The 10,792-nt window shown below is 65.2% G+C and carries 11 protein-coding genes; 4 read left to right on the plus strand and 7 right to left on the minus strand.

The window, feature by feature from the left end:
- Positions 1 to 71: 71 nt before the first annotated feature.
- Complete coding sequence (locus EET10_RS00780) at positions 72 to 461, minus strand: nuclear transport factor 2 family protein (RefSeq protein WP_036399766.1); 390 nt, start codon at positions 459 to 461, stop codon at positions 72 to 74.
- 113 nt (positions 462 to 574) lie between these two features.
- On the opposite strand from EET10_RS00780, the gene EET10_RS00785 reads away from it, so the two are divergent.
- Together EET10_RS00785 and EET10_RS00790 are read left to right on the plus strand one after the other, a co-directional pair.
- Complete coding sequence (locus tag EET10_RS00785) at positions 575 to 1,441, plus strand: rhomboid family intramembrane serine protease (RefSeq protein WP_081260578.1); 867 nt, start codon at positions 575 to 577, stop codon at positions 1,439 to 1,441.
- A complete protein-coding gene (locus tag EET10_RS00790) occupies positions 1,438 to 1,908 on the plus strand; it encodes an SRPBCC family protein (protein WP_036399287.1) in 471 nt (156 codons plus the stop codon). The genes EET10_RS00785 and EET10_RS00790 overlap by 4 nt, the downstream gene beginning before the upstream one ends.
- A gap of 37 nt (positions 1,909 to 1,945) precedes the next feature.
- Here EET10_RS00790 and EET10_RS29410 read toward each other — a convergent pair whose 3' ends face one another.
- A complete protein-coding gene (locus EET10_RS29410) occupies positions 1,946 to 2,122 on the minus strand; it encodes a hypothetical protein (protein ID WP_168990947.1) in 177 nt (58 codons plus the stop codon).
- Positions 2,123 to 2,142: 20 nt separating this feature from the next.
- Complete coding sequence (locus tag EET10_RS00795; protein WP_036399286.1) at positions 2,143 to 3,600, minus strand: NAD(P)/FAD-dependent oxidoreductase; 1,458 nt, start codon at positions 3,598 to 3,600, stop codon at positions 2,143 to 2,145.
- Positions 3,601 to 3,890: 290 nt separating this feature from the next.
- Between EET10_RS00795 and EET10_RS00800 the strand changes: the two genes are divergently transcribed.
- Positions 3,891 to 4,691 carry a class I SAM-dependent methyltransferase gene (locus tag EET10_RS00800; protein ID WP_063467301.1) on the plus strand — a complete coding sequence of 267 codons (801 nt, stop codon included), beginning with the start codon at positions 3,891 to 3,893 and terminating at the stop codon, positions 4,689 to 4,691.
- 315 nt (positions 4,692 to 5,006) lie between these two features.
- On the opposite strand, the gene EET10_RS00805 is transcribed toward EET10_RS00800, so the two are convergent.
- Genes EET10_RS00805 through EET10_RS00820 form a run of 4 tightly spaced genes read right to left on the minus strand, consistent with a single transcriptional unit; the run spans position 5,007 to position 9,707 of the window.
- Positions 5,007 to 5,780 carry an SDR family NAD(P)-dependent oxidoreductase gene (locus EET10_RS00805; protein ID WP_063467300.1) on the minus strand — a complete coding sequence of 258 codons (774 nt, stop codon included), beginning with the start codon at positions 5,778 to 5,780 and terminating at the stop codon, positions 5,007 to 5,009.
- 1 nt (position 5,781) lies between these two features.
- Positions 5,782 to 7,380 (minus strand): AMP-binding protein, encoded by a 1,599-nt coding sequence (locus EET10_RS00810; RefSeq protein ID WP_063467299.1) that lies wholly within the window; start codon positions 7,378 to 7,380, stop codon positions 5,782 to 5,784.
- Positions 7,381 to 7,382: 2 nt separating this feature from the next.
- Positions 7,383 to 8,117, minus strand: a complete 735-nt coding sequence (locus EET10_RS00815) for a GntR family transcriptional regulator (RefSeq protein ID WP_167480243.1) — start codon at positions 8,115 to 8,117, stop codon at positions 7,383 to 7,385.
- Between the two features lie 27 nt (positions 8,118 to 8,144).
- Complete coding sequence (locus tag EET10_RS00820; RefSeq protein WP_063467297.1) at positions 8,145 to 9,707, minus strand: SMP-30/gluconolactonase/LRE family protein; 1,563 nt, start codon at positions 9,705 to 9,707, stop codon at positions 8,145 to 8,147.
- Between the two features lie 209 nt (positions 9,708 to 9,916).
- Between EET10_RS00820 and EET10_RS00825 the strand changes: the two genes are divergently transcribed.
- Entirely contained in the window at positions 9,917 to 10,783 is an 867-nt protein-coding gene (locus tag EET10_RS00825; RefSeq protein WP_063467296.1) for an SDR family NAD(P)-dependent oxidoreductase, read from the plus strand.
- The last annotated feature ends 9 nt before the right edge of the window (positions 10,784 to 10,792 follow it).

The following is a 10,792-nucleotide window of genomic DNA, read 5'->3' on the forward strand; positions in this document are numbered from 1 at the left end:
ACCCGATCGTCGCGAGCGGACACCGGCCACGTTGAGTGAACCCACGTCGTCGGCCGCCGCTACCGGTGCAGTCAACTGGTGGGCGCCGCGTCGGCGTCAGCCCGGGCCTGTTTGAAGAACACGCTGACGCGGCAGATCAGGCCGTCGTCGTTCTGCTCGAAGAGGATGCATTCGGGCCATTCGGCCGAAGCGCCGTCGATCTCGAACGCCTCAGTCAACTCGACGTATGCCCGCAGCGCATCCACCCTCGAGACCCGCTGCACCCGCAGCTGGTGGTCTTTGAGATTGGTGAGCACCTTGCGCAGGTAGGCGACGTAGTGCTGTTTGCCCTCGATGACGTCGCAGAACGGGCCCTCCCGCGTCAGGCCGTCGTCGGCGATGGTGGCGGCCAGGCCATCCCAATCATGAGCGGCCAGGCAGGTCAGGTAGCGCTCGACGACTCCGGCTCCGGTCTCGGTCATGCCCTTGACTCCACCAAAAAACAGTAAGCCGACGCGCTGGGCCAAGAAAGCCGACAAATATGCGTTCGGCAACCTGACGCGCCCGTGGCGGCGACCCGGGCAAGAATGGTGCGATGAGTAGCCCCAGCGCACCGGAGTCGCCGGCCGAAGCGCCGACCTGTTACCGGCATCCGGGTCGCCGGGCGTACGTGCGCTGCAACCGTTGCGAACGGTATATCTGCGCGGACTGCATGCGCGACGCCGCTGTCGGACACCAATGTGTGCCGTGCGTCCAAGCGGGCGCCCGGACCGTTCGACAGCCGCGGACCCGCTTCGGCGGTCGGCAGCGCTCGGCCACGCCGGTGGTCACCTACACGCTGATCGTGATCAACGCGCTGGCTTTCGTCGTGCAGATGTCGTCGGGGAACTTGGAAAAGCAGTTGGCCCTGTGGTCACCCGCGGTGGCCGACGGCCAACTGTATCGCCTGGTTACCTCGGCGTTCCTGCATTATGGCGCGGCCCATCTGCTACTGAACATGTGGGCGCTGTATGTCGTCGGCCCGCCGCTCGAAATGTGGCTGGGCCGGCTGCGTTTCGGTGCGCTGTACGCATTGAGCGGGCTGGGTGGGTCGGTGCTGGTGTACGTGCTGGCGCCGCTCAACGTGGCGACGGCCGGCGCATCGGGGGCAATCTTCGGCCTGTTCGGCGCGACCTTCGTGGTGGGTAGGCGGCTGGCCCTTGACGTGCGCTGGGTCGGTGCGGTCATTGCGCTCAACCTGGTCTTCACCTTCGTCGTTCCGGCGATCAGTGCACAGTTGATCAGCTGGCAAGCGCACGTGGGTGGGCTGGTCACCGGTGGGCTGGTCGCGGCGGCCTATGTCTACCCGCCGCGGGAACGCCGGAACGCGGTCCAAGTCGCTGCGACGGTCATTGTCCTGATTGTGTTGGCCGGGCTGACCTGGTGGCGCACCACGGGTCTGCTCGCGGAGTTTTCGGGATGAGCTGGTGGGTGGCGTGCGCCGAGCGGACGTTGTCCGAATCGGTACCGGCGCAACCGGATCGGGTCCGCGATTTCTACGTGGACCTGGACAACATCAGACTCGTGCACCCGCTGATCGTGTCCGTTCAGACGACGGACCGCCGCGAAACCGCGCAGGGTTATCTGCAGAGCTATCGAGTAGTGGATCGAATTCCATTGGGGCCGTTCGCTATTCAGATCAGCTATCGGTCGCGGCTGCTGGTTCCCACCGACGGCGATGTCAGCACCGAGGCCGACCAGTGGCCGGGGGTTCACGTGCGCGCAACGGTCAGCTTCGAGCCGATTGACGCGGGCACCCGGCTCACCGAGCGGATCAGGATCACCGCGCCGCGGCTGCTGGCCGCGTTCACCGCCCGCGAGGCGGTCAACGCGCATCAGGCAATGCTGTCCGGCATCCGCCGCCAGTTCGAATGCCACTCGGCGGGATAGGCGAGCACCTGGCGGCAGGTGGGATGGCCGCGACGGGTTAGTCGTGACCGCTGAAGATGATTCGCATCATCTTCAGATTGATGCGAGCAAAACGCCAGAACTGGATCAGAAGGTTCTGCCGCATGCGAAGCTTCGCACCGGTGGGCAAAGGAGCGTCGGCGATGCGTTCGGCGGTCCGGACGTTCACCTCCGAGTCGCTGCTGTCCGCATCCATAGGGGCCATGGGAGTGCCTTTCATTCAGGGATCAGCCACCAGAATGGCCTGGCCTTGGCCTTGTAGATGAACAGGTGGTGCAGTAGCACTTTGATCCAGTGGCCGGCCAGTCCGAGCTCGCCGGACGTGCCGGCGATGTCGCGGCCGGTCTGCGGGTAGCGCACCCGGTCGGGAACGACCGGAAACATCGTCATCGCGGCAGCCGAGCCGTCGCGAAAGCCGGTCCCCGCCGACGCGATACATGCGGCGCCCATGGTGGCCATGGAGGCGCGGTGGGCCGGAGCTCCGGCGTTTTTGGTGATGCGGTCGCGAATGGTCTCCGCGACCGTCTTGGCCATGATGCCCGACGGCATGCCGGTGCGCGGTGGGCTGGGGGTGATGACCGTCCCGGTGACGCTTTTGCGCGGTCGGGAAATCGGGTGTGGGGGAGCGAATGCGATGCCCGGCGCGAAGATGTTCGGGTAGGCGACGGATTCGTAGGTGTGTGGCCAGTCCTCGGCGGACCATTCGTCGTAAGGCTTGCCCGAGTAGTCCGCATCGACCTTGAGAAAGCCTGACGGCGCGAAAAGCGTTGAGGTGATGTCGTTGCCGTCGTTGTCGTAGGCAGCCAGGCTGGCGCCCCTGAACGGTGGCAGCAGCATCGCGAAGTCGAAGTCCAGGTCGTGCTCTTTGCCGTCGAGCTGCTCGTATCGCAGCTTGCTCTCCATCACCTCATGCACATGGGCCTGCGTGATGGCCGTGACGCCGCGTTCGCGAAAAAGTGACTCGGTCCACAACCGGCTGGACTGCATGAAGCCCTTGTCGACAAACTTCATGCCGTCGACTCCGAAGTCGCCCAGGTCGTACTCGTTGGTCAGGTAGATGACCTCGGCCAGATCTCGCACCCCGGTCGAGCGCAGTCTGTGTTCGACGTTGAAGGTGTACTCGAACGCCGCGCCTTCGCAGGTGCAAGTGCCGTGTCCGACGCCGATGACGAGGCGTTGCTTCTGGCCCGCTTTCAGCTTGGCGATGACCGCGTCAAGCGCCTTGGCGGCCTCGGCCGCGTGGGCGGCGGTGCACACCGAGTACGAGTGTCCGTCGGGCCCGAGGCCAGGTGTGGCCGCGAAATTCAGCTGGGGGCCGGTGGCATTGATGAGGTAGTCGTAGGTAACGCTGCCGGTCTCGCCGCGGCGGGCGTCGTCGGTGTAAGTGAAGTCCACCGATGGCGACACCTGTTCACCGGTGCCCTCAGGCCGGATGGCAGTCGCCAGCGCCTGGTGAAAGACGATGCCCTTGCGCTGGTAGATCGGCTTGAGTGGGATCAACACCTGCGCCGGTTCGAGGCGGCCCACGCCGACCCAGATATTGGACGGAATCCAGTTCCAGTCGGCGTTCGGCGAGATCACAACGATTTCGTGCTCGCGGGCAAGCCATCGGCGCAGATGCAGAGCGGCAGTATGTCCGGCGATGCCGGCGCCGAGGACAACGACTCGTGCCATGGTGGCTCCTTGTCGATTTTGGCTACAGGGTACGTGCGGGTGCTCATCCCGTAATATACCCCCTAGGGTATAATCCAAAGCGGCCGCCGTCTAGGAGGACAGGCACTCGGGAAGCTCGGGTCAGCGACCTGAAGCGATGGGTCCGGTGCCTACACTGCGTGAGCGCGCCCCGAACGAAATCGCCGAAAGCTGCCGATCCCACATCGCTGTCTCGGTGCGGCTCAAGTCAGAAGAACTTCAGATAGGTTAGCTCGGTGAGTCGTTCAGCCAACGACAAAATAGGCGCCAGGATGCTCAGCGGCATCTCAGAGACCGCGCTGCTGACCCTCAACGGCAGGGCCTACCAAGCAGCACGGCCTGATGCGATCATCGATGACCCTATGGCGATCAAACTCGTAGAGTCCATCGATTTCGACTTCGGCAAGTTTGGACGCAAAGGTCAAGAGATGGCGTTGCGTTCGCTGGCTGTCGATCAGTGCGCGATCGAGTACCTCACCAAGCACCCCGAGGCCACCGTGGTTGCACTGGCAGAAGGTTTTCAAACCAGTTTCTGGCGAACGTGCAGTGCATTGCCAGACGCTCAATTTCGTTGGATATCGGTCGATCTGGCGCCGGTGATCGAACTGCGGCAACGCCTGTTGCCGCATTCCGGGCGTATCACCAGTCTCAGTCAGTCCGCTTTGGACTACACCTGGATGGACAAGGTGGACGGCAGTAGAGGGGTATTCATCACGGCAGAGGGCTTGCTGATGTACTTACAGCCCCAACAGGCTATGGAGCTGATCACTCAGTGCGCCAAGCGGTTTGCCGGCGGGCAGATGTTCTTCGACCTGCCGCCCACCATCGTCAAGAAGATCGCGCCCAAAGGTATGCGCTCGTCCAGGCACTACAGAGTTCCGCCAATGCCGTTCAGCCTCTCGGTGCATCAAGTAGCCGATCTGGTCAACACGGTGCCAGGGGTCCGCGCGGTGCGCGATGTGCCGATGCCCAAAGGGCGGGGCCTGTTCTTCCGGACCCTCTACCCCGCATTGTGGCGCTTCCCGCCAGTGAAGCCATTCCGCGGGGTATACGCCTTGCTCGACTTCGGCTGATCGTAGCCGCGCGCAGAGTCTTCGCTCCCGGTTTGCGGTACCAGAAAGCCGGGTGCCCAACTCCGTGGGCGCAGGTCTCGACCGAGGCGAGAGCCTTGCGCGTTACGTCGGAAACGGTTGGTTAGCTGATGGGGGCGGCGGCGCCGGGTGGTATCACCGGATATTGAAGGTGTCCGCCGCCGCGCGACAAATCCGTTGTCCTCCGCGAGGACTGAGACGCCGAAGGCGACGAAGACGACGAAGACGACGAAGACGACGCAATAGACCAGCTTCGTCAGCTAAGGGCGAGTTGCTCACCCGCATTGTGGACCCAAGCTATTCGGTTTTCCACTGCGTAGTCAGCGCCGATTCGGAGAGATACTTCGTGGAGCTCCAGCCGCCGTCGACGACGATAGTCTGGCCGTTGATGAAGGACCCGCCCGGGGAGCACAGGAACGCCACGGTGCCGGCGACGTCGTCGACGGTGCCCAGCCGCGTATGCGGTGTCATCTCGACATTGATCCGCCGAAACCGCTCGTCCTGCAGCCGATGCTCGGTCATGGGTGTCTGAATGACCCCGGGAGCCACGGCATTGCACCGTATTCCCAGCGCCCCGTATTGGCAGGCGATGTGGGTGGTCAGCGCAGTGAGCCCGCCCTTGGCCGCCGAATAAGCCCCGCCGCGCATGCCGCCGACGACGGCGAACGTCGACGTGATGTTCACGATCCCCGAGCCGGCGGACATGTGCGGCAGCACTTCGCGAATCAGCCGAAACGGTGCCCGCAGCATCAAGTTCAGGGAGTAGTCCAGGGATTCGTCGTCGGTCTGATGCAGCGGCTTGGGGCTACCCACTCCGGCGGCGTTGACCAGGAAATCGATATGGCCCCAGCGGGTGAGGGCGGCGTCGGCAATCCGCGGGGGGGCGTCGTGATCGGTCAGGTCGACGGTACAGGTGGCCACTCGGTCGGGATCGCCGATGGCGTGGACCAACTCGGCCAGCTTGCCGGCGTCGCGTCCCGTCGCCAGCACCGCCATACCCATCTCGGCAAGCCTTGTCGCGCAACCGGAGCCGATCCCGCCCGTTGCGCCCGTGACGACTGCTACCTGCATCTCACTGCTCGACTTTCATCAGTGCCGCCTTGATCTGGTGCTTGAGCACCTTCCCCGCGTCGTTCTTCGGCAGGCCATCCCAGACCACCAGTTGTTCAGGCATTTTGAATCGCGCCAGGCTGGCGGCTTCCAGGAAGCTGCGCAACTCGGCTAGCTCCGGGCCGGGCGAGCTCGTGGGTACGACGACAGCGCAGGCCCGTTCCCCGGTGCGTTCGTCGGGCAGCCCGACGATCGCGATCTCGGCGATGCCGGGATGGTTGACCAGGATGTCCTCGACTTCCTTGGGGGAGATATTTTCGCCGTTGCGGATGATGACGTCCTTGGCGCGTCCGGTGATCACCAGGTAGTCGTCGTCGACCCGGCGCCCGAGGTCTCCGGTGCGGAAATAGCCTTCGGCGTCGAAGGATCCGGCCTCGTCGTCGGGGTGCTGGTAGCCGGCCAGCATCTGCGGGCCGCGCACCAGGATCTCCCCGGACACCAGCTTGACGTCGGCGAGGCCGACCCGGCCGTCGGTGTCAGCGGCGTGGTCGGGGGAATCCGGTGAGCCTACGGTGGTGACCGGCACTTCTGTCGAGCCGTACACCCGGGTGACGACGGCCGGTCCGAAATACGCGCTCGCCCTGCGGATCAGCGACGGAGATACGGACGCGCCGCCACACACGAACAACTTCAGGGCGGGCACCCTGGCATCGGCTCGTTGCGCGGCGGCGAGCAGTTGCTCCAGAAACGGGGTGGCGCCGGCCATATGGGTGCAGCATTGGGCGTGCAGCAGCCGCAGCGCATGCTCGGCGTTCCACCGGTCCATCAGCACCGCGGTCGTACCCAGCAGCAGCGGACATTCGAACGCATAGACGGAGCCGCCGATATGGGCGATCGGTGACGGAACCAGGAACGCGTCGCCCGGCTCGATCAGCCAGTCCTCACCGATCTGACGGATCAGCGCGTGGATCGAGTTATGAGTGTGCAGAACGCCCTTCGCGCGTCCGGTGGTTCCCGAGGTGTACATAATCATCCGTACGGCGTCGGGATCCAGTTCGGGCAGCCAGGTTTTCGGCACCGGATCGGTGAACAGCGAATGGAACGGAATCAGGGTGGTATCGCAATTCCCCCGCAACACGACGACATCGGGCGGCGACGCCAGCTCGGCGGTCACCCGGCGCACCATCGAAGGGTAGTCCTGGTTGGCGAAACACGAAGGAACAAAGACCATTCGGCTGTCGGAGTCGTCGAGGATGAAGCGCAGCTCGCGACCCCGCAGGGATGGCAGGATCGGGTTGACCACCATCCCCGCCAGCGTTGCGGCCAGGTAGATCACCGCGGCCTCGGGCCAGTTGGGCAGCATGAACGACACCACACTGTGCGGCGGCAGCCGCGCGTGTAGCCCGTGTGCCAGCGTGGTTGCCCGGTGGTGCAGGGTCTCGCAATCCAACCGCTGATCGCCGCCTACCAGCGCCACCCGGTGCGGAGTATTCCGCGCGGCCCGGTGTAGCGCATCGGCCAGCGTTTCTCCCACCCACCAGCCGCGTGCGTACGCCTCGGCGGCGCGTTCGTCATCCCAGCGGATCCATCGGCCGCCGATCAGCTTCCGGTCTGCGGCCATGGTCAGCTGCGCATCCGCCGCATCGTCATCGAATGCCGAAACCGCGATGCAGGGTGGGTGTTGAGCGTGACCTGGGCGACCCGCCCGTCGGATGCGGTGTAGGTACGGCGCACCCGCAGGGCAGGCGCGCCCGGTTCGACGTCGAGGCCGTCGGCCAGCGCCGGGGAAATGAGGACCGCCGTAATCTCTTGATGGACCTCGACGATACTGAGCCCGAACAGATCTTCGATCAGCGGGAAAATGGGACCGTGGTGGCGGTGCAGCAGCCTGCCGACCGCGGCGAACGCCCGGTTGATGTAGTACTCCGTGCGGCACAGCGCGGCCTCGGTCGGCTCGGCGCCGTCGTTCAGCCGGAATCCGCGGACGGCCAGCCACTGCTCGCCGCCGGCCAGCGCGGTGCGGCCCGCCAACTCGTCGTCGACGGTTACCATGGCGACGGATTCGATCGCGAATCGGGTGCCGGTGGCGAACGCAAGCAGGTCGTCGATCGACATGACTTGCTGCACATAGGAATCCGCCGAAGGACGCGGCATGACAAGCGTTCCGGTGCGTGGCCGCGACAACACCAGGTTGTCGTCGCGCAGGCGGCGCAGTGCTTCGCGAACAGTGTAGCGGCTCACCGCGAACCGTTCGCACAACTCGTGTTCGGTCGGCAGCTGCGACCCCACCGGATACACACCGTCGACGATCTCTTTGCGTAACGTCCGCGCCACCTGCAGATAGCGGTGGTCGATCATCTTGGGTTCGGACAACGGTGGCGCCCTTCAGGATTCCCGGCGCAAGGCCAGTACGCTGCCATCGGCATCCGTAGACACATACAGAGTGCCGTCGGGCCCGGCGGCGATGCCGGCGAATGGACCCTGGGGTCCGGAGAACGGCGGCATCCCGCGCAGCGGCTTGGGTATGACCCCCGGTGGAGCGCCGAGCGGCAGATCGGACGCGATGGTGTGCCGGTCGCCGTCGTCCAGGTCGAAACGGACGAGTTCCTTTGCGCCGGAGTCGACGACGTAGAGGTGCCGGTCGAGTGCCAGAATGCCCTGGGGACGTTGCAGCCCGTCCAGCAGCGCGCCGGTGCCGCCGATACCGAGCACCCGACCGGCGCCCGCTTCGGAGACCAGGCAGGTTCCGTCGGCTGCGATCGCCACCCCAACCGGCTCGCTCAGACCCGATGCCAGCACGTCGACCCGGTCGCGACCGATCGACAGCACCCGTCCGGTTCCCAGCTCGGCCACCACCACGGCGCCGGACGGAGCCACCGCCACCCCGTACAGCTGGTCGAAACCGTTTGCCAGAACGTCGCTTTCACCGTCGTTCGGCCGGTAGCTGGCCACCTCGCCATTGGATGTGGTGACCACGAATTCCCCTGGGCCAACGGCCGTCACACCTCGAAAGAAGCCGGGATATCCTGGGGTGAACAGCATTCCGGTGGCGCGCAGCGTGCCGTCCCCGGACAGGCCGTAGAAATACGTTCCGTCGGCGATGTAGAGATTTCCGTCAGCGCCGACCGTCAAGTCCAGCGGCCAGTTCAACCCACCTTCCAGCGTTGCGCGGGTGGTTCCGTCGGCAAGGATTTCGGTGATCTCGCCGGTGAAATTCGAGACAAGCAGCCGCTCGCCGGCGAACGTCAGGTTGTCCAGACCGGGATTCAGCGTCGCCAACACCGCGCGGTCGCCGCTGCGGGGATCGATTCGCAGCACCTGACCGGTATGCACCTGGGTGGAGACGAGGTAGCCGTCGGGATCGAATTTCACCGCATCGGGAACGCCGAGCTCACCGGCCACGCATTCCGGAACGCCGCCGTCCGGATCGATGCGCCAAATCTCGTTGGCTCCCATGACCGGGAAGTACAACAACCCGTCCGGCCCGACCTCCATGGCGTTGGGCAACGGCACGTTTTCCAGCAGGACGCGTGGCTGACCACCGTTGAGGTCGAGTTCCAGCAGGCGTCCGGCCTCGCGGCATTCGCCGACGAACAACCGGCCGTGATGAAAGGTGATCCCGTTCGCGGACGGCACGTCGTCCCGAAGCACCCGGGTGCGGCCGGCCTTGTCCCGCAGGCTGACCCGCCCGTCCATCACCTCGGTCGCGTAGAGGTTGCCGTCCGGGCCGAAGGCGATGTCGTCGGGTGCGACGATCTCGCCTCCTTTGGGGCTGATGGTGTCCAGGCGCCCGGTCGCCACGTCGAGCGCACTGATCTGGCTGCCGGTCACCTGCGCGATGTACACCCGGCCGTCCGGACCAGTGCGCAGACCGTTGGCGCCGAAAAGGCGGCTGGGCGCAGTGAGCCGGGTCAGGCTCCAGCCTTCGGCGACCCGTGGCGGCCGCATGGCCTGGTAGCGGCCTTGAGAGTGGGCCGTGTGGTGTCTCGATCCGGTTCCGGCTATCACTGCTCGGACCATAGCAATCGGTCCCTGGTCCAGACAATATTACGGACGCATTCAGTGACCCACCTTGACGCGCCTCGTCGCCTACGAGAATCATGTTCTTTTGTGGATGCACACCGTTACCCTGACCATTACGTTGTCCAGACAATTAGATGAGTGACGATTTGCTGAGTTTGGCCGGACGGGTTGTGGTGATCGCCGGCGCGGCGGGCGGCGGCATCGGCACCACCGTGACGCGCCTGGTTGCCCAGGCGGGGGCGACGGTGGTCGCGGTGAGCCGCCGGCAGGACAATCTCGACCAACACCTGGACCCGTTGATCGCCGCGGGACTCCCAGTGGTGACGGTGGCGGCCGACATCTCCACCGACGACGGCGTCGACACCACCATGGAGGCGGTACGGCGCGCCGACGGCAATCTACACGGGCTGGTCAATGTCGCCGGCGGCGCCGACCCGTCGACCTGGATGCCCTCGACCCGGGTAGCCCGCAGCGTTTGGCGCGAGCTGTTCACCCGAAATCTGGAGACGATGTTCTTCATGAGCCAGGCGGTGGCCACGGAATTGAAACGCCAAAAGCGGCCGGGATCAATCGTTTCGCTGTCCTCGATTAGCGGAATGAATACCGCGCCGTTCCATATCGCCTATGGCACCGCCAAAGCCGCGATTGTGGCGGCGACCCGCACGATGGCCCTCGAACTCGCTTGCGACGCGGCCGGAACCACCGTCCGGGTCAACGCGGTGGCACCCGGGGTCACCGAGACGCCGGCGTCGCGGACCTACACCGACGAGGACCCCGACCGCGACCGTCAAGCCATCGCGATGGGACGGCGCGGGCGCCCGGAGGAGGTGGCCGGCGCCATCCTGTTTCTGCTGTCCGACCTGTCGAGCTACATCACCGGACAAACCCTGCTGGTCGACGGCGGGCTGAACCTCAAGTGGGGACATCTGGACGCCGACAACACCTCGCTGTTTCTCAAGGGCGAATCGTTTCGCGCGGCGATCAAGCGCTGGGAGGCCTGAGCGGGATGG

The sequence above is a fragment of the Mycobacterium pseudokansasii genome, from assembly GCF_900566075.1.
GTDB lineage: Bacteria > Actinomycetota > Actinomycetes > Mycobacteriales > Mycobacteriaceae > Mycobacterium > Mycobacterium pseudokansasii.